This window comes from Streptomyces sp. NPDC091292 (assembly GCF_044757265.1).
Taxonomy (GTDB): Bacteria; Actinomycetota; Actinomycetes; order Streptomycetales; family Streptomycetaceae; genus Streptomyces.
In genome coordinates, this window is the sequence record NZ_JBIVUQ010000001.1 from 1,037,229 (window position 1) to 1,055,270 (window position 18,042).

Annotated in this window: 16 protein-coding genes, 1 other RNA gene and 1 pseudogene; 14 read left to right on the plus strand and 4 right to left on the minus strand. The window is 70.9% G+C overall.

All coding sequences use genetic code 11. The annotated features are described in order from the left end of the window. Positions 1-31 precede the first annotated feature (31 nt). On the plus strand, positions 32-1,414 hold the full coding sequence (locus ACIQNU_RS05190; RefSeq protein WP_401361047.1) for an APC family permease: 1,383 nt from the start codon (positions 32-34) through the stop codon (positions 1,412-1,414). A 64-nt stretch (positions 1,415-1,478) separates the two neighbouring features. Here ACIQNU_RS05190 and ACIQNU_RS05195 read toward each other — a convergent pair whose 3' ends face one another. Both ACIQNU_RS05195 and ACIQNU_RS05200 read right to left on the minus strand, forming a co-directional pair. Continuing rightward, on the minus strand, positions 1,479-2,030 hold the full coding sequence (locus tag ACIQNU_RS05195; protein ID WP_401362457.1) for a hypothetical protein: 552 nt from the start codon (positions 2,028-2,030) through the stop codon (positions 1,479-1,481). Positions 2,031-2,071: 41 nt separating this feature from the next. Continuing rightward, on the minus strand, positions 2,072-2,866 hold the full coding sequence (locus ACIQNU_RS05200; protein WP_401361049.1) for a MerR family transcriptional regulator: 795 nt from the start codon (positions 2,864-2,866) through the stop codon (positions 2,072-2,074). Positions 2,867-3,033: 167 nt separating this feature from the next. On the opposite strand from ACIQNU_RS05200, the gene ACIQNU_RS05205 reads away from it, so the two are divergent. The 13 genes and pseudogenes from ACIQNU_RS05205 to ACIQNU_RS05265 all read left to right on the plus strand — a co-directional run bounded on the left by ACIQNU_RS05205 (position 3,034) and on the right by ACIQNU_RS05265 (position 12,153). Beyond that, on the plus strand, positions 3,034-3,957 hold the full coding sequence (locus tag ACIQNU_RS05205; protein WP_401362459.1) for an AraC family transcriptional regulator: 924 nt from the start codon (positions 3,034-3,036) through the stop codon (positions 3,955-3,957). 59 nt (positions 3,958-4,016) lie between these two features. Beyond that, positions 4,017-4,745 (plus strand): annotated as a pseudogene (locus ACIQNU_RS05210) (DMT family transporter); the annotation flags it as partial. Between the two features lie 130 nt (positions 4,746-4,875). After that, positions 4,876-5,279, plus strand: an RNA gene (rnpB, locus tag ACIQNU_RS05215) — RNase P RNA component class A. Positions 5,280-5,414: 135 nt separating this feature from the next. Continuing rightward, on the plus strand, positions 5,415-5,687 hold the full coding sequence (locus ACIQNU_RS05220; RefSeq protein ID WP_401361051.1) for a type II toxin-antitoxin system Phd/YefM family antitoxin: 273 nt from the start codon (positions 5,415-5,417) through the stop codon (positions 5,685-5,687). Then, positions 5,684-5,947, plus strand: a complete 264-nt coding sequence (locus tag ACIQNU_RS05225) for a Txe/YoeB family addiction module toxin (RefSeq protein WP_401361053.1) — start codon at positions 5,684-5,686, stop codon at positions 5,945-5,947. The genes ACIQNU_RS05220 and ACIQNU_RS05225 overlap by 4 nt, the downstream gene beginning before the upstream one ends. Before the next feature lie 157 nt (positions 5,948-6,104). Further along, positions 6,105-6,431 carry a hypothetical protein gene (locus tag ACIQNU_RS05230; RefSeq protein ID WP_401361055.1) on the plus strand — a complete coding sequence of 109 codons (327 nt, stop codon included), beginning with the start codon at positions 6,105-6,107 and terminating at the stop codon, positions 6,429-6,431. Positions 6,432-6,442: 11 nt separating this feature from the next. After that, on the plus strand, positions 6,443-7,078 hold the full coding sequence (locus ACIQNU_RS05235) for a hypothetical protein (RefSeq protein ID WP_401361057.1): 636 nt from the start codon (positions 6,443-6,445) through the stop codon (positions 7,076-7,078). Next, on the plus strand, positions 7,075-7,728 hold the full coding sequence (locus ACIQNU_RS05240) for a hypothetical protein (protein WP_401361059.1): 654 nt from the start codon (positions 7,075-7,077) through the stop codon (positions 7,726-7,728). The genes ACIQNU_RS05235 and ACIQNU_RS05240 overlap by 4 nt, the downstream gene beginning before the upstream one ends. Before the next feature lie 104 nt (positions 7,729-7,832). Beyond that, positions 7,833-8,417 carry a TerD family protein gene (locus tag ACIQNU_RS05245; RefSeq protein ID WP_401361061.1) on the plus strand — a complete coding sequence of 195 codons (585 nt, stop codon included), beginning with the start codon at positions 7,833-7,835 and terminating at the stop codon, positions 8,415-8,417. A gap of 37 nt (positions 8,418-8,454) precedes the next feature. Next, complete coding sequence (locus ACIQNU_RS05250; protein WP_401361063.1) at positions 8,455-8,754, plus strand: trypco2 family protein; 300 nt, start codon at positions 8,455-8,457, stop codon at positions 8,752-8,754. Positions 8,755-8,828: 74 nt separating this feature from the next. Then, positions 8,829-9,836, plus strand: a complete 1,008-nt coding sequence (locus ACIQNU_RS05255) for a trypsin-like peptidase domain-containing protein (RefSeq protein WP_401361065.1) — start codon at positions 8,829-8,831, stop codon at positions 9,834-9,836. A gap of 124 nt (positions 9,837-9,960) precedes the next feature. Next, positions 9,961-10,125: a hypothetical protein gene (locus ACIQNU_RS05260; RefSeq protein WP_401361067.1), complete on the plus strand. Its 165-nt coding sequence runs from the start codon at positions 9,961-9,963 to the stop codon at positions 10,123-10,125. A 33-nt stretch (positions 10,126-10,158) separates the two neighbouring features. Then, the gene (locus ACIQNU_RS05265; protein WP_401361069.1) at positions 10,159-12,153 is read left to right on the plus strand and encodes an HEXXH motif domain-containing protein; all 1,995 of its coding nucleotides are present in this window, start codon (positions 10,159-10,161) and stop codon (positions 12,151-12,153) included. Between the two features lie 74 nt (positions 12,154-12,227). On the opposite strand, the gene fxsT is transcribed toward ACIQNU_RS05265, so the two are convergent. Both fxsT and ACIQNU_RS05275 read right to left on the minus strand, forming a co-directional pair. Further along, positions 12,228-16,190 carry an FxSxx-COOH system tetratricopeptide repeat protein gene (fxsT, locus tag ACIQNU_RS05270; RefSeq protein WP_401361071.1) on the minus strand — a complete coding sequence of 1,321 codons (3,963 nt, stop codon included), beginning with the start codon at positions 16,188-16,190 and terminating at the stop codon, positions 12,228-12,230. 273 nt (positions 16,191-16,463) lie between these two features. Beyond that, entirely contained in the window at positions 16,464-17,948 is a 1,485-nt protein-coding gene (locus tag ACIQNU_RS05275) for a hypothetical protein (protein ID WP_401361073.1), read from the minus strand. Between the last annotated feature and the right edge of the window lie 94 nt (positions 17,949-18,042).

Below are 18,042 nucleotides of genomic sequence, written 5' to 3' on the forward strand. Positions count from 1 at the left end.
GAACCGACGGGCGCGGAGAGGAAACATGCCGGTGTCCAGTCCCACCACGGAAAAAGCACCTCAGTTGAAGCGAGCCCTCGGGCTGCCCGCGATCGTCCTGTTCGGCCTCACCTACATGTCGCCCGTCGCGGTCTTCACCACGTACGGAATCGTCGGCGACGACACCGGCGGCCACCTTCCCGCGGCCTACGTCCTGGCACTCGCCGTGATGCTGCTCACCGCCCACAGCTACGGGCGCATGGTGCGCAGCTTTCCGGCGGCCGGTTCCGCGTACAAGTACGCACAGCGCGCCTTCGGCGGCCATATCGGGTTTCTCACCGGGTGGACGCTTCTGCTCGACTACCTTTTCCTCCCGATGGTGTCCTTCCTGCTCGCCGGAGTCTATCTGCACGCACAATTCCCGGCGATATCGCAGGGAGTATGGAGTGTGATCGTTCTTCTCGTGGTGCTGGTGTTCAATGTGCTCGGCGTGAAATTCATGAGCCGTATCACGGCCGTCATCATGGGTGTCACGGCGGTGCTTCTGGTGGCGTTCGTGACGCTGGGCGGCGCCCAGTCCAAGGTGTCGGCGGGCGACGCCTTCCAGTCGTTCGTCCCGGCGTCGGACCAGTGGTCGCTCCTCGCGGGCGGCGCCGCGATCCTCGCGCTGAGCTTCCTCGGATTCGACGCGGTCTCCACGCTCGCGGAAGAGGCCCACAATCCGCGCCGTACCGTGCCCCTCGGCATCATTCTGACCACCGCGATCGGCGGCGGTCTGTTCATTCTCGTCGCCTGGATCGGCGCGCTCGTCCGGCCCGAAGGCAATTTCGCGAATCCGGACGCGGCGGGTGCCGAATTGATGCGGATCGTCGGCGGCAACGCGATGAGCGGCGCGTTCACGGCCGTCTATGTCCTCGGCTGTTTCGGCTCCGCGATGGTCTCCCAGGCGAGCGTCTCGCGGATCATCTTCTCCATGGGCCGCGACGGTCTGCTGCCCCGCCGGGTCTTCGGCCGGCTGCACCCCAGGTTCGGTACGCCGGTCGGCGCGCTCGTCGCCGTCTCGGCGGTGGCGCTGCTGTCGACGGTGCTCACCCTGGACGACGCCGTCGTGATGATCAACTTCGGTGCGCTGGCGGCCTTCTCGATGGTCAACCTCAGCGTGATCAAGCACTACCTCTTCGGCCCCGACCGCACCCTCGGAGTCCGCTCCCTCCTGGTCGACGGCCTGCTTCCGGGCCTCGGCTTCGCCAGCACGGTCTGGCTCTGGACCAGCCTCTCCGGCACCACGTTCAAGGTCGGCCTCGCGTGGATGGCGGCGGGCGTGGTCATCCTGGCCGTCTCCACCCGCCTGTTCACCCGCCGCCCACCGGAGCTGCACATGGACGGCGACGCCCCGGAGAACCGGACCCCGGCGGTCCCGGAGCCGGTCTCGTAGGAGGGTCCCCCTTTCGGAACGAGTCCCCCCGCGCCCGGTCCGGGTACGGGGGGACTCGCCCGCGTCAGGGCCGGACATCCACCCCGCCGCGCGACCGCAACGCGCGTACCAGCGCATCCGGCTCCTCCGCGTGCAGCCGGACCAGCGTCACCTGCTGGCGCCGCCCGAACAGCGTCAGCCGCTCGACCGGCGCCCCCAGCTCAAGGGTCACCGACGTCATCGCCCCGATGTCGAGGTCGAGTTCACCGTCGGCCTTCTCGTGCGAGGTGCGCAGCTCCCGCCGGATCGCGGTGATGTTGCTCAGCGGTATCCGCAGATCGAGGTACGCCCCTTTCCGCACCCGCAGCGAGTCCGGGCCAAGGACGTGCGGCCGGACCACCGATGCGGCGTGCAGGCCGACGATCATCACCACCGTGTAGACGTCCAGCACCAGGACCACCAGATGCACGACCGGCCAGTCCCGCAGCAGATACGCGAGCCCGACGGTCTCCACGACGCACGCGAACGCGAGCCCGTACATCATCGCGGCCTGCTCACGCGCGTACCCGAACACCTGGTTCCCGTCCCCGCGCCGCACCCCGTGCCGCCGCCGCGCCACCCAGAGCCCGAAGGACATCAGGACACGCCACTCGTGCCGCACCACGGCCACGACCGGTTTCACCCCGCACCCCTCTCCAGGACGAGCCGCACACCCTGGCGCACGGCCTCCGCCTGTGCCGGTGAGAACTCCGCGAAGAACGCCTCCATGAAGCTGTCCGGCGGACCGTCGAGCGCGTCGAGGGTGACGCCCGCGTCTGCCAGTGACGCGGGCAGCAGATCCGCGAGCGCCCGCGCTGCGTCCGCCACCCGCGGATCGTCCGCCTCCGCACCGGCCAGGGCGTCGAGGAGCGCGTACACCTCGTTCGCCCGCTCCACCCCGCCGGGCGCCCGCACCACATCCCCCAGCAGGGCCGCCATCCGGGCCTGGTCGCCCGTCGCCGCCGTCGAGTCGAGGAGCACGAGCAGCTCCCGGTCCTTCGCGGCCATCGGCGACTCCACGCCGCCCGGCGGATACCCGGAGTCCGCCAACTCGCCGAGCAGCGCGCCGAGTTCGGGCGACACGGGCCCCTCGGCGGGCAGCCGCCCCGCCGCCGCGTCCGCCAGCAGCCCGCGCAGCCGCGCCCGCCGCACCCGCAGCGCCTCCTCCTGCCGGGCGAGGTCGTCGTCGAGTTCACCGAGCACCGCGACGAGTTCCCGCCCGGCGTCGTCCGCGAGGACGTCCCGTACCTCGGGGAGGCCGAGCCCCAGCTCGGTGAGGCGGCGGATACGGGCCAGCACGACGGCGTGCCGCAGCCCGTAGTCGCGGTAGCCGTTGGGCCGCCGCTCGGGCTCGGGCAGCAGTCCGAGATGGTGGTAGTGCCTGATGGCGCGCGTCGTCACCCCGACGACGGCGCTCAGCTCGCCGATACGCATGCCTTCAGTAGAAACGTTGACGCTGCGGCAAGGTCAAGCACGGCTGACGCCCGGCGCGGCATGGATGACGGGGGCGGGCGCGTTGAGGGCTGTGTGCGGGGTGGCGGTAGGCGGTACGAGTGAGGGGAGCGGGAGACATGGAGTCGTCCGGTACGGGGGGTACGGGGATGCGTGTGGAGTCCGGCGGGGGAGATTCCAGTTCCCGTGCGCGGTCTGCGCCGCGTGAGCTGGCCGTCTGGACCCGTACCCCCCTCGGCCCACCGGAGTGCGGCGAATCCCTGGACCTGCTCACCGCCCGCTTCGACCGGCACCGCTACGCCCCGCACGCCCACCAGGAATTCACCATCGGCGTCTGCGTCGGCGGCACCGAGATCATCGACTACCGGGGCGGGCGCGTGCACGTGGGGCCCGGCTCCATCGTCGTCCTCGCCCCCGGCGAGGTGCACACCGGCCGCCCCGGCCCCTGCGGGGGCGGCTACGCGTACCGGGCCATGTACCCCCTCCAGCCGCTCCTCGCCGAGGGCACCACGACCCTCCCGCACTTCCGCGACCCGATCCTGGACGACCCCGAACTCGCGACGGCCCTGCGCACCGCGCACACCGAACTCAGCGAATGCGCCGACCCGTTGGAGGCCGAGTCCCGGCTGCCGTGGCTGCTCACGGCGCTCGCCCGCCGGCACGGCACCGGAGCCCGTCCCGTACGCGACGTGGTGCCCGGCGCCGACCGCATCGCCCTCTCCGTACGGGACAGGCTCGCCGACGGACTCCTCGCCCCGCCGTCGCTCGCCGAACTCGCCGCCGAGCTTGAACTCTCCCGGTACCAGGTGCTGCGCGCCTTCCGCGACACCATGGGCCTGCCCCCGTACGCCTGGCTCGCCCAGCACCGGGTCGAGCGCGCCCGCGGCTTCCTGGAGTCGGGTCTGCGGCCGGCGGAGGTCGCCGGGCTCGTGGGGTTCGCGGACCAGGCGCATCTGACGCGGTGGTTCCGGCGCGTACTGGGGGTCACACCGGCGGCGTACCGGAGAAGCGTCCGGGCGGCGCAACAGCGTTCAAGACCACGCCCCCCGGCGGGGCCGATGCTGCGGGCATGACTGCACGAGCCTGGGTCCTGTTCTGGCTGATGGGTGTCCTGTGGGGCATCCCGTATCTGATGATCAAAGTGGCGGTGGAGGGGATGTCCCCGGCGGCCGTCGTCTTCGTACGCTGTGCCATCGGTACGGCGCTGCTGCTGCCGTTCGCGCTGCGGCAGGGCGGACTCGGGCGCACGGTGCGTACGCACTGGCGTCCCATGCTGGCGTTCGCGTGCGTGGAGATCCTCGGCCCCTGGTGGACCCTGACCGACGCCGAACGCCACCTCTCCAGCTCCACGGCCGGGCTGCTGATCGCCGCGGTGCCGATCATCGGCCTGGTGGTCGCCCGGGTCTTCGGCCGCTACTTCGGCGCGAGCGAGCGGCTGGGCGGGCGCCGGCTGACGGGCCTGGGCCTTGGCCTCGCGGGCGTCGCGGTCCTCACGGCACCCCACCTGTCGGGCGGCGACACCTGGTCCCTGACGGAGGTCCTCCTCACCGCCCTCGGCTACGCCATCGCCCCACTGATCGTCGCCCGCCATCTCAAATCCGTACCGACCCTCCACCTGATAGTCCCGTGCCTGGCGCTCGCGACGCTCGTGTACGCACCGGCCGCCGCCCTGACCTGGCCGTCCCAGCCCCCCACCGCCCAGGTCTGGCTCTCGCTGGCCGGCCTCGGAGTGCTGTGCACGGCCCTCGCCTTCGTGGTCTTCCTGGAGCTGATCCGCGAGGCGGGCCCGACGCGGGCGGTCGTCTTCACCTACGTGAACCCGGCGGTGGCGGTCGCGGCCGGAGTGGCGTTCCTGGACGAGCCGTTGACGGCGGGGGTCGTGACGGCGTTCGCGCTGATCCTGGCGGGTTCGTTCCTGGCGACGGGGGGAGCGGGCGGGGCGGGCGGGGCGGGACCCCGGTCCCGCCGGGTAGCATGGTCATCACGGCAGACGAGCCGGGCGGACGGCCGCGTGGAGTCCCCTTAGGGGGCTTCCCGAGGAACGTCCGGGCTCCACAGGGCAGGGTGGTGGCTAACGGCCACCCGGGGTGACCCGCGGGACAGTGCCACAGAAAACAGACCGCCGGGGACCTCGGTCCTCGGTAAGGGTGAAACGGTGGTGTAAGAGACCACCAGTGCCCAGGGTGACCTGGGCAGCTAGGTAAACCCCACCTGGAGCAAGGTCAAAAGGAGCGCCGTAAAACGCGCTCTGCGAGGACGTTCGAGGGCTGCCCGCCCGAGTCCCCGGGTAGACCGCACGAGGCCGGTGGCAACACCGGCCCTAGATGGATGGCCGCCACCGGGAGGACCGCGAGGCCCCCCGGGACAGAACCCGGCGTACAGCCCGACTCGTCTGCCCTTTCCCCACGCCCTGGTCGTGCCGCGTTGTCAGCATTCCTCTTGTGGACATCCCCTACGCCGCGCAAAGTGGTACGAATTTTGGTACCGGTTAGGTACGATACTTCGTACCAGTCCAGAGAGGATGTGTGTCATGGCCCTCACTGCCAGCGAGGCGCGCAAGGAACTCTTTCCCCTGATCAAAAAGGTCAACGACGACCACGCGCCCGTACGCATCCATTCGAAGAACGGCGATGCCATCCTCATGTCCGCCGAGGATTACGACGCCTGGCAGGAGACCATCTACCTCCTGCGATCGCCGGCCAATGCCCGCCGTCTCATGGAAGCGGTCGCCCGCGACCGTGCGGGCCGGACGGAGGCCACCAAGACCCTTGAAGAGCTTGAAGAGTTGGTCGGTGAGGAGTGAGGGCCGTCAACTTCGACCCGGCTGCCTGGGACGACTTTCAGCACTGGCTGGAGACCGATCGCAAAATGGCACGCCGCGTCGTCCGTCTCATCGGGGAGATCCAACGCGATCCGTTCAGCGGCATCGGCAAGCCCGAACCGCTCAAAGGTGACCTGTCCGGCTACTGGTCCCGCCGCATCGACGACGAACACCGCCTCGTCTACCGAGCCGATGCCAAGGAGGTCAAGATCCTCAAGGCTCGCTATCACTACACGGACTGAGCGGTCACGTTCTCCCCGCCACCGGGGAGTTCACCTGGAAGGTCGCCGGCGACACCGGTGACGACCTGCCTGACGGCACCTTCGACGGGACCCGGCGCATCGACGTTCGGGAGATCCAGGCCATCAACCATCAACCGCTGACCGCAGAGTGGGAACCATGACTGCAGTCGGCGGTGACTCCGTCGTAGCCAACCGGACGTTGGCCCAGGACGCTCTCGGGATTGTCCCGTTCGGCCTGGGCTTCAAAGGCGTGTCCGCAGTGGTCTCAGGCAGTCGTGCGGGAGACGCCGCGGCCAACTTCGGACTGGTGGACACTGTTGCCGGATTCCTGGGAGACCCGACCGCCCTCGGCTACTTCGAGCCGGACAGCAGCAGGCAGTTCGGTACCGCGGCACTGGTACCCGGTGGCCCCATTCTCGTTGCCTTCGAGAATGCCTGGGAGGCGGGCAGCGAGAAGGACCGTGCTGCCAAGCGAGGAAAGTGAAGGTCCGTCTTGTGAAAGACCAAGAGATCCTTGCCGGCTTCAATGGCCAGGGGACTGCCGAGTTCACATTGAGGGGGCCCGATGTGGCCCAAAGCGACAGAATCACCGCCATCGGCTTCGAGTTGGGCTATGACCTTCGGGAAGCCATATGCGTGACCAGAGGGCAATGGCGCATGATCTATGTACGCAATGACTCGCCCGAGGTGCGCCTGCGTGTTCAGGGTGCCGTGGAGAGGATGCGGGCAGGTGGTCCGCTGCTTCCGCAGGTATGGGGCGCTGTCGGCGCACCACATGGCGGAAGGCGGCTGATCACGGCCACGGAGGCGGCTTCCGCACGGCGAAGCATTACTGCCTACGAGACGCACGGGGCCACGTCTGTCGTCGTCCTCGTCGCACTGCTCAGCCTTGGCTGTTTCGTCCTTGTATGGGTACGCCGTGACGTCCCGGGCCCGGCAGTCGGCCTGGCGGTCGTGGGTGCCGCTCTCGCCGCCACGGCACTCCTCACCCCCCGGCTGATGAAGCGCTGGTACGAGCGCAATCGCCAGACGGTGGCGCGCTTCGAGCAGGCGCGGAATCAACAATGGGGCCCACCACCGCCTCCTCCCGGAAAGGGAACGCACCCGGACCAGAGAGGAGAAGGCTCGTGATACGTGTCGACTTCACCGTCCCGGCCGAATTCGAGGACGTGCCGATCGGGGTCGATTTCGCTGAGGCGTGGGCCGAAGTCAACACCCGCAATGCGCAACTCTCACTCGCGGCGACAGAAACGGATCAGCAGTCACTCACCGAAATGGCCCGGAATCTCCACCAGATCTCCCGTCTGTTGGCCAAGGCCGGAGTGGTGTACGCCGCCAACTGCCTGCACTCCTTCCAAGGCGCACCCTCGCTGGGCACCCTCGCCGTCGCAGTCGTGGACTTCCCCTACGGCGACGACGCGAGGACCGCGGCCCAAGGCACCCTGCGCGCGGTACTCGACTCCCGGGGAGAGGGGTGGGTCGGGGGAGTGATCGATGCTCCCTGCGGACGCGTGGCCGTCTTCACCGGGGGACAGAAGTACACGCTTCCGCCGGCGTTCTCGCTCAACGGCGAGCCGGTCGATGTAGTGACTGCTCAGTTCCACGCGATCGTCCCCGTTCCGACAGAGGTGAGCCGCGACAGCCGATACCTGTGCCTGCTGGCGTTCTCCACCCCCAACATCGGGCACTGGGAGACGTGCTACGCCCCGATGATGGCCGGAGTCCTGCGCAGCCTCCGCTTCGCCGGATTCGAGGAGAGCGGGCACGGCCCGGTGAAGTGACGCCCGTGCCCCGGTGCGGGTGGCGTGCCACCTGATGGGGTGGAACCCGTGGGTACCAGGCACACTTCAGTTGTCGTTGTTTTCTTCGTTGTTGAGGATTGCGCATGATCACGTTGAAGAAGGAAGACGGGCCGGCGGATCTTGGTGGGGTTACTCATCTGTCGATCGGGGTGTCCTGGGACCCCACCGCCGGGAGCAGTGGTGGGCTGATGGGGAAGCTTCGCCGGAAGACCGGTACGGACCTCGATCTGATCGCCATCGCGATGCAGGGGGCCGATCCGGTGCGGCTGGCGGGGCTCGACTCGCTCGACCCGCTGGGCAACGGCTCGCTCGTGCACAGCGGGGACAACCAGACCGGGCACGGCGACGGTGACGACGAGACCGTGATCGTCGAGTTCGGCAAGGTGCCGGACAACATCACCTCCATCGTGTTCGTCGCCGCCGCGTACAAGAAGGGCAGCGCCTTCCAGAAGGCGCGGAACATCAGCTTCAAGGTGTACGACGCCACCGGGGGCACCACCGAACAGGTCGCCGACATCTGGCCCAGCCTGCTCACCAATGACAACGGCTGCGCCGTCGCCAAGGCGGTCCGGGACGGCGCGAGCTGGAAGCTCCACGTCATCAACGAGACCGGGAAGATCAAGCAGGGCGACGAGCAGGCCCTGATGCGTTTCGCCATCAGCAAGTAGCGGAAGGAGGAGGAAACGGTGACGGGGAGGGGGCTCGGTGATTGAACTCGCCGAGATGATCGGGCAGTTGCGTGCGGAGCTGGCTCGTGCCATGACCGCCGCCGAGGGGGAAGAGCTGCGATTCGGGCTGGGAACCGTCCAGTTGGAGGCCGAGTTCTCCGTGGAGCGGTCCGCCGGCGGCGAGGGCCGGGTGCGGTTCTGGGTCGTGGAGGCCGGAGCCTCCGGCCAGGCCGGCACCAGCGCCACCCACCGGGTCACCCTCACCCTGGAGCCGGTGCTCCGCGATTCCGGCGCCCGGCCCTGGGTCGGCGGCGCCGAGGCGGAGGGTGAGCGCTGACGTTCCCCGAGACGCCTGATACCACTTCGGCGCATCCCGCGGCCCCCGGTCTCGAAGCCGCCCGCGTCGCCGAAGTGATCGTCGGCCTCCCGGGCGGGGGGCCCGGTCGGCGCGGGTCCGGCTACCGGGTCGCGCCCGGCTGCGTACTGACCGCCGCGCATGTGGTGGCCGGGCCCACCGCGGCGGTCCGCGTCCGCTTCGACGCCGACCGGCCCGGCGAGTGGACCGCCGACGCCCGGATCGTGCTACTCGCCGAGGCCGCCGACATCGCCCTCCTGGAGATCGCCGCCGACCTGCCGTCCGCAGCCCCCGACGCATCAGTCCGGTACGCGGCGGTGCCCGACGCCGACCTCGTCCTCCCGTTCAGCGCCGTCGGCTTCCCCCGCTTCAAACTGCGCGACGACGACGGCGGCCCCGGCCGCTACCGGGACTCCAGCCACGTCTCCGGCACGGTCTCCGTCCTGTCCAACCGCCGCGAAGGCACCCTCGAACTGGCCGTCCCCGCACCCCAGGCCGACCCCGACCCCCGCCGCTCCCCCTGGGAAGGCATGTCGGGCGCCGCCGTCTGGTGCGACGGCGCCGTCATCGGCACCGTCAGCGCCCACCACCGCACCGACGGGCTCGGACGACTCGCCGCGAGCCGCGTCGAGCACTGGTACGACGTCCTCACCCCGGAGGAGGTGGAGCGCTGCTCGCGGTACGCGGGGCTGCCCGCACGGCACGCGCTCGGCGCCGCCACCGGCACCCCGCAACTCCAGCCCCCCGGAGGGCTGGCGGCCCTGCCCGCCGACCTTCCCCTGCGCGAACTGACCGACCTCGTCGACGCGTTGATCACCCTGCCCACCCTGCGCGGCCCGACCGGCATGGCCCTGGTGCTCGACAGCATCAGTGCGGAGATCGCGGCCAACAGCCCCCGGGACCCACGGCTCCGGATGGATGTGTACGGCATCGTCCGTACCTGTCTGCGCTACCCGGGCACCCTCGACCAACTCCTCGAAGCGGTAAGGCTGCTGGACGGGCCCTCCGCCGAAATGGCCCGCGTGGACAGCGCCGTCGCCCAACTGGCCCGCCGTCACCGCTGACTTGATGTCGCGGCACGCCCCGGTGCGGGGTTTCGCGGCGTGCCCCGTTGGGTCATGATGAAAGGGGCACGGACCGCGCGGACATGGAATCACGGGAGGGGACTTGGCAGCCATGGATCAATCGATGCCTGCCATCGAATCCGGTCTCGTGGATCTCTCGGGGGTTTCTCTTGAAGCGCTGCGCTCCATGGACGGCACGGCTGTCACGGAGTCGCTGGCACACCTGCTGCTCCATATCGACGGTCCACAGGCCATCACCGTCTCGTACAACCCGTCCCGCTTCGACTGAACCGGCCGGAGCGATCGGCACGGAGCCGCGGTCATGACGGGGGAATCGACGCCCGGCAGCGCCCCGGCGTCCGGCAATGTCCCAGCGCCCGGCAATGTCCCGGCACCCGACCTCCCGTACCACCGTCTCTCGGCCGCCGCCTTACAGGCCCTCGCCCGCGGAGAAGGTGACGGCTCGGCGGTCCGCGAGCTGCTCGGGGCCGAGCGCAGTCGGCGGCTTCTGCTGTTACGGGCGCTGGACGACGGCGTATCGCGGGGCGACGCGGCGGCACGGGGTGACACCGCGCCCACGGGCGGTACCGGGATCTCGCACCGCGCCGGCTGGGCCCTCCTGGAGCGCGCCCAGCGCCACGCGCCCGACGTGTTCGAGGACGTCCTCATGTCCCCGCACACCGGCATGTGGCTCTCCCTCGCGTTACGGCAGTTGAGGGGCAGGCTCTCCGAAGAGGCGCCCCTCTGGATCGTCCTCGGACATCTCTCGGCGCTCGCCGCGTCGACCGCCGCACGGGCCGGCCTCGACTTCGCGCTCACCGTCCCCGTACGCCACGGTCTCGTGCCCCTGCCCACCCTCGGCTGCGCGGTGCTCCCCGCGACCGAGCCCTGGAGCGAGGCCCGCGCCGAGTCCCGGGACGGACGGCTGACCCTCACGGGCGGAGGCGGCGAGGTCGTCCTGATCCGGCCGCACGGCACCCACCCCGGATGGCGGCGCGGCGGCCCCGGCTGGCATGCGGTACGCCGCGTACTCCTGGACGCGGAGCAGCCCGCGGCCGGCGCCGAACGCCCCCCGAAGCCCCTGGTCCTGGAGGACCTGGACCCGTACCGCACCTTCCCCCGGCCCAGCGCACCCCACCCGCTCCCCGCCGACGAGGCCGCGGACTGGGAGGACAAGCTCGGCGGCGCCTGGAAGGTGCTGCTCCGCGACGAGCCGGAGAGCGCCGACGCGATGCGGCACGGGCTGATGTCGATGGCGCCCACGCCACGGAGGGAAAGGTTTCGGCCGTACAGCGGAACGGCCGGCGACGCGTTCGGCGGCATCACGGCGTCCCTCCCGGACGACGTTCCGCAACTCGCCGCCACTCTCGTGCACGAGTTCCAGCACACCAAGCTGGGCGGCCTGATGCACCTGGGACCCCTGACCGTGCCGACACCGTCCGACGGCCCGGCCAAGGAGCGGTTCTACGCGCCGTGGCGTGACGACCCGCGCCCCCTCGGCGGGCTGCTCCAGGGGATCTACGCCTTCGCCGGTGTCACCCGGTTCTGGCGGACCCACCGGCACACCGCCGACGCCGCGTACGCCCCGCTGGCGCACTTCGAGTTCGCGCTCTGGCGCACCCAGGTGTGGTCCACGCTCACCCTGGTCCGCGACCACCGGCAGTTGACCCCGCTCGGGCGCCATCTGCTGGCGAGCCTCGGTGAGCGCTGCGCGGTCTGGATGACCGACCCCGTGCCGGCCGCCGAACTGGCGCTGGCCGAGGAGGCGGCGGCCGACCATCGCGCCCGGTGGCGCGCCCACCATCTCCGGCCTTCCGCCGCGGCCGTCGCGGCGGCGGTGACCACGTGGCGGCGCGGCGACCCGCGCCCCCCGGCCGCCCTGGCCGCCGCACCCGAACTCGTCCCGGACCCGGAGATCCGTTTCCTGGACTGCGCGGCCGTCCTGACCCGTTACCGCATCGCCGAGCCCGACCGGGCCTGGCGGCACACCGCGGCCGGGACGGTCGAGGGCGCAACCGAGGCGGACGTCCTGCTGGCCCTCGGTGAACACGCCGCCGCACGGGACGCCTTCGTCGCCCAACTCTCGGACAAGGGCGCCCTCGCGTCAGCCTGGGCCGGCCTCGGCCGAGCCCTCGCCCACGCCCACGAAAACCACGCCACAGAAAGCCGCGCCCAAGAAGGCGCCCACACGGCGTCCGCGTCCCGCCTCCTCCGCCGCTTCCCGGAGCGCGCCCGCGCCGTACAGGACGCCCTGATCGCCACAACGGGCCGGCCCGCCGACCCCGTACGCCTCGCGGCCTGGCTGAGCCACGCCTGACACCAGCAGGGATCGCCCGGTACGGATCGTGCGGACCGGCCCGTCGGCCGGCCGGCGTCACACCGATCGGTCGGCTACAGCAGCATCGGGTCGAGGTCGCAGTTCCCCCGCAGCCCCTCCTTGGCTTGGACCGTCGCCGGGTGCGGCCCCGCCAGACGCCCCGCCAGCCGGGGCGCGTCGAGTACCCGCTCCATGCGCGCCAGCGTGTCGCCGCGCAGCGCAGCGCCCTCCGCCTCCTCGCCGATGGTGATCATGTCCATCGCGAGATTGCTCGCGCAGACGAGCGTCGTCGGGTGGTCCGTGCCGAGCGCTGACCGGGAGTGGGCCAGCGTCTCCTCGCCCCTCGTCCGCGCCTCCTGGTGCTCGCCGAGCGCGGCCAGGTCACTGGCCAGGTTGATGGCGCAGGCCAGGGTGAGCGGGTGTCCGGGACCGAGCCGCCGGGTCAGTGTGCCGATCGCCGCCTCGTCGAGCCGGCGCGCCTCGTCCGGGTCGCCGAGCAGCCGCAGCGTCACCGCGAGGTCGACATCGGCGGACAGGACGTGCGGGTGGCTCGGGTCGTAGACCCGCCGGTAGCCCTCGCACGCCTTGAGGCCCCGGGCCCGCGCGGCCTGGAGGTCGCCGTTCTCGCGCAGCGCGACCGACAGGGTCAGCGCGGCGGACAGCGACTGGGGGTGGGCGTCGCCGTAGCGCCGGGTGAACCGGCTGTGCGCCTGCGTCGCCAGGTCCAGGGAGCGCGCGTGGTCGCCTTCCTTGCGGCACGCCTCGCTGAGCTGCCGCATCGCGGTGATCGTGGTGGGATTGCCCCGGCCGAACACGTCACGGTACGCGTCCACCACGGCTTCCTGAAGGGCGCGCGCGCCCACGTAGTCCCCGGTCTCGCGGACGTCGATGGCGACCGAGTTCTCGGTCATCAGGGTCCGCCGGTCGTCCCGGCCGAACAGGCGCATCTTCAGGGCGAGGGTGTTCTGGTCCAGCTCCAGGGCCCGGCGGAAGTCACCGGTGAGACGGAGACTGACGCCGAGGTTGTGGGCGATGTTCAGGGTGGTCGGGTCGTCCTCTCCGAACGCCCTGCGGGCCCTTTCGTACGCCGTCTCGTCCAGGTCGGCGCCCGTGTTGAAGCGGCCCTCCACTCGGCGTACCGCCGCTTCGAGCTGGATCGCGTCCAGGGCGTCCTCGCGGGTGTCCTCGCGGCCGGCGGGGGCGGTGCGCTCGTAGATCTCCTTGAGCTGGGCCACCAGTGCCGCCGCGCGGTCGATGCGGCCCACCTTCTGGTACAAGAAGCACAGGAACTGGCCCATGAGAAGGGTCTGCTGGTCCTCCTCGCCGAAGATGGTCCGCCAGGAGTCCCACGCCTCCTCGGAGAAGTCCAGCGACACGTCGTGGTCGCCCCAGTAGTACAGGTACCGGGCGATGTTCATCACGAGCTGGCGCACCCACGGCTGGTCGGACTTGACCGCCTCGGAGGCGATGACATGGCCGTACAGCTCCGCGTACCGCGACCAACTGCCGGGGCTCTCCGGGGATTTCGGGTCGGAGGCGGCCAGCAGGGTGTGGGCGCCATGGCGCATGCGGGACTGCTCCTCGACGGTCATACGGTTGTTCAGCACGAGCTGGACCAGCCGGTGCATCTCGATCGAGTTGGTGCGGTAGTCGATCCGGGCGAGCGAGTAGCGGTTCACCTCCCTTATGGCGCGCGCGAGCTTGATCGGGTCGTTCAGCGTGGCGTCCAGCTCGGGGAAGATGCTGCTGTTCCCGAGGCCCGAGAAAATGGAACGGGAGATCGGGTCGGGCGCGAAGAAGGAGCAGAGCTGGAGCAGGCGCAGCGCCGCCGGGCTGCGGTTCTCCAGATGGTCGAGGGAGACGTTCCACGCGGCGGCGACGGGCAGTTGGTAGTCCGGCGGCGGAGCCACTTCGAGGAGTTCGGTCCGCTTGCTCTCGAACAGCCGCAGATACTCGGACGCGGGCATCCCGGTCTCCGCGCGCCAGGCGGCGGCCTGCTCCAGGGCCAGCGGCAGATCGCCCAGGGCCTCGGCCAACTGGTCGGCCTCGTCGTCCTGGAGCGGCGGACCGGAGCGGCGCAGCAGCTCGGTGGACTCCTCACGCGTGAACACGTCGACTTCGAGCGAGCCGCCGACCAGTCCCCAGCGCCGGTTGCGGGAGGTGACGAGGATCGTGCCGTCGCCGCCCGTGGGGAAGTAGTGGCGGACCTGCTCGGGGTTGTCGGCGTTGTCGAAGATGAGGAGCCAGCGGGAGAAGGGCCGGCCTTCGCGCAGCGCCTCACGGACGGCGGGGCCCGCGATGTTCGCCTCGGTACTGGTCTCCAGGCCGAGGCGCCCGGCGAGTTCCACGAGCGCCTGCCCGATCTGGCCGGGGCGCTCCGACGGAATCCACCAGACGATGTCGTACTCGGACTGGTGCCGGTACGCGTATTCGATGGCGAGCTGCGTCTTGCCGACGCCGCCCATGCCGTGGATCGCCTCGGGCAGGACCGTGGTGGTGCCCTCGCGGAGCCGCTCGTCTAGCAGTTCGAGGAGTTCCATGCGGCCCGTGAAGTTCTGGTTCCGGGGCGGCAGGTTTCCCCAGACGCGCGGCTGTGACGTGCGGTCCCCCTCCACCGTGCGCTGGGGCGAAGTCGACATGTCCGAGGCTCCTTCAGAAACTGTGTGCGTATCCGTGGCATCGCGGTGTCCGGATGCCGGGGTGGTCGGGCCTGACGGTGTGCGGCCCGCCGAGGTATGGGGTGTTTTGTCCAGGCTCACCGCGTAGCGACGATCGTGCCAGCTGAGGACCGTGGCGAGCATCGCGGCACGCTGCGCGTAGCGGCCGGAGAGCGCGCGCAGCGCCGCCAGCTCCACGCGGAGGAACGCGATGTTACGGCTCGTCACCCGGGGCATGGCCAGGGTGTCCAGGGGCTCCGTGGGCGGCGGCAGCAGGGCGGCGGCACCGCCGGAACCAGCGGCTCCGGTGTCGGTGGCTAGCAGCGCGCGTACGTCTCGCAAGGTGCGCACGGTCTCGCTGCGCCGCCCCAGGGCGAGCAACTCCTCGCGGATGTCGGGGGCGAACGAGAACACCACGTCGGCCGCGCCCCGGCCGCTCTCCCGGGCCGCCGCCCGGACCAGACCGCTCATCAGCAGCTCGGACACATGGACCGGGCCCGCGTCCGGTGTCGTCCCGACCACCCGGCGGATCGCGGGCAGGCTCAGCGGGGCGGCGGACAGCCGGGCCGCGAGCGCGAACGCCGTGGGCGAAGCGGCGGCCCGGAACTCCGAGACCCGTTCGGCGGCGGGCACCGTGCTGTTCGGGTCGGGGACGTCGTCCCGCCACGGCAGCGCGCGCGCCGCGTCGGGCCTGCGCTTCCACTCCCTGGCCCGGATGGCGGACAGATCGAGCCACTGCGGCTCGGGCCGCGACACGAGCCGTGTCCACGCCGTCGCCCAGCGGCTGGTCAGCGCGAGCACCGGTACGAGGACCGCGTCGCCGTCGGACTCCGGGTCGTCGGTGTCGGCCGACTCCACCGGGGCTTCCCGCAGCTCCCAGTCGAACTCGCTGTTGGCCGCCCAGGCGTGGGGCGCACGGACCCGTACGCGGCAGACGTCCAGGCCCGTGCGGTACCAGAGCTGCTGCGGCAGGACGTGCGCCACCGCGACGGGATATGTGCGCCCGGAGGCGCGTAACAGGGGCTGGACGGCGCCCGATGTCCAGCCGGCCGCGAGGCCGTCCGTCACGAACAGGACCATCCGGCGGGCGTCGGCCGGTTCGCCGAGCGGCTCCTCCAGGCGTACGAGGGCCGGATCGGTCTCGTCGGTGCCCCGCAGCGGCACCACCCGTACCCGGGTGAAGTCGCCCGCGCGGTCCAGCTCACCGACGAGTTCGTCGACGGCCTGGTCCCAGACCGCCATCGTCAGGTGGGTGTCGAGGACGAGGACGGCCTCCGCGGGGCGCTGCCCGCCCGGCTGTCCAAGTCGGCTCAGGACCTGCGCGGCGTCTCTCCGTGCCCGCGTGGCCCGTACCGGTCGCTGCCCGTCGTCATCATGCATAAGGGCTCTCAAGGCGTCGGTGTGACGGTGAGAGTTGCGCGGAATCCCGCAGACCGCCGGCATGCGAGACATCCACATGCGAAGCCTGGCAGTGCCTCGGCGCTCCGGGCAAGTACGCAGTACGGGCCGGGGTGGCCGGGCGCACCGGCACGCCGGGGGGCACACACGTGCGGGGCTGCGGATGTGCGGGGGTGGGGTCCGGCGGGGTCACGGCGTGGCGCACCTTTCTCGCCGTGTGCGGGCGGTGTCCGACTGTGCGGCGCGTGCGCCGGTTCACTGCTTCACCGGCGCACGGTCGGGCCCCGCGGGCCCCGGTCTGCGCTCCGGATCGTCGAGCAGGATCGCCAGATGGCGCCCCACATGGCTGTCCCAGCCCTCGGGCCCCATCGCCAGGGCCTCCCTGCGCCATTTCCCGGCCCGCTCCATCAGCCCGGCCAGGCCCCGGTCCTGCACGATGTCGGCGACCGCCTCCTTGAACGCCGGGTCGGCGCAGTCACCTCGGTGCCAGATCATCGCGGGCACCCCGGCGCGCAGCCCGGCCATGTACTCCTCGTTGCCGGCCGGCGACGCGCCGCCCGGCGGCTGACTGAGCACGAGGCAGACCGCGTGCTCGTCCTCCTTCAGCTCGCGCTCCAGATGGAAGTGCGAACGGCCGGGACGGTTCCAGTACGAGTGGCTGTCCGCCGGTTTCTCCTTGAGCTGGCGCCATTTGTTGTGCCAGGGCCGGTGCCAGGCCGCTTTGCGCAGCCGTTCGAAGCTGCGGACGAGTACCGCGTAGTCCATGACCAGGGGGGTCGGGGACGGCGACGAGGACTCCTTGTGCCACCACTCGACCGGTTCGCCGAGGAGTTCCCACGGCAGGATGAATTCGAGGACGACGGGCTGCCGCAGGTCCGCCCACCGCTCCTCGGTCTGCTCGATGAGGACTTCGACCTCGCCGGGCAGTTCGTCGCGGTGCAGATGCAGGGTCTCGCCCGGCACCGGGTGCCAGCCTTCCGCGTCGGACTGCCGCCAGTGCGTGAGGTAGTACCGCTCCGGGTCGACCCCGTCCGGCTCGAACTGGATCATCAGATACGCGGGGACCATCGACGGGGGCGCCTCGGCGACACCGCCGCGCTGCCAGTCCGTCATGGTGTCCTCCAGGCCCCAGGTGCGGGCCTGCTGGCGGTTCCAGTGGCGCAGCCGCTCGGCCGCCGCCACCTGCCCGTCCTCCACGAGACGGTCGGCGGCCAGGGCCAGGAACGCCATGCTCGCCGGCAGCTCCTTCGGGCCCGAGTTCTCCCCGGCCAGGCGCAGGAAGACCGCCCAGCCCGTGTCGCACCACGCGGGCAGCTCCTGCACCCGGGACCGGCTGGCCCGCCGCGCCAGGGTCGCGAGCCCGGCCGACGAACGCATCTCGAACAGGATCGGCCGTAACGGATGCAGATCGGCGCCGTCGAAGAAGTCCATCGCCTCCCATTCGTCCACCAGGCGCCGTAACGCCGCGATGGTGGCCGACTGCTGTTCCACATAGCCCAGACAGCGCACCAGACAGGGCAGGCCGTCGGGGACCTGCGCACATGTCTCCACCAGGTTCAGCAGCCAGGGTCTCAGCGCCTCGGCGCGCTGCGGCTCCACCGACGTGCCCAGCTCCTGGCCCAGCATGCTCACCCACAGATCGGCACTGCTCGTGTGCCGTACGGTGGCCGACTCCTGGAGCACGTCGACCACTCCGGCCACCAACTCGTTGCGAACCCGCGCAGGGCTGCGCCCTTCCACCCCCGTGACCTCCCGATCGCCGCTGTCTGCCGTCGAGTTCGGTATGTCGACCAGCGTAAGGCCAGGTTGATACCCGCGTCTGCGGGTCGAGGGA

Bases quoted from the DNA above. Each gene is read 5' to 3' on its own strand.
- ACIQNU_RS05265 (WP_401361069.1), top strand. From the start codon at position 10,159: ATGACGGGGGAATCGACGCCCGGCAGCGCCCCGGCGTCCGGCAATGTC.
- ACIQNU_RS05260 (WP_401361067.1), top strand. From the start codon at position 9,961: ATGCCTGCCATCGAATCCGGTCTCGTGGATCTCTCGGGGGTTTCTCTT.
- ACIQNU_RS05200 (WP_401361049.1), bottom strand. From the start codon at position 2,866: ATGCGTATCGGCGAGCTGAGCGCCGTCGTCGGGGTGACGACGCGCGCC.
- ACIQNU_RS05220 (WP_401361051.1), top strand. From the start codon at position 5,415: ATGGCCCTCACTGCCAGCGAGGCGCGCAAGGAACTCTTTCCCCTGATC.
- ACIQNU_RS05245 (WP_401361061.1), top strand. From the start codon at position 7,833: ATGATCACGTTGAAGAAGGAAGACGGGCCGGCGGATCTTGGTGGGGTT.
- fxsT (WP_401361071.1), bottom strand. From the start codon at position 16,190: ATGCATGATGACGACGGGCAGCGACCGGTACGGGCCACGCGGGCACGG.
- ACIQNU_RS05205 (WP_401362459.1), top strand. From the start codon at position 3,034: ATGCGTGTGGAGTCCGGCGGGGGAGATTCCAGTTCCCGTGCGCGGTCT.
- ACIQNU_RS05230 (WP_401361055.1), top strand. From the start codon at position 6,105: ATGACTGCAGTCGGCGGTGACTCCGTCGTAGCCAACCGGACGTTGGCC.
- ACIQNU_RS05195 (WP_401362457.1), bottom strand. From the start codon at position 2,030: ATGTCCTTCGGGCTCTGGGTGGCGCGGCGGCGGCACGGGGTGCGGCGC.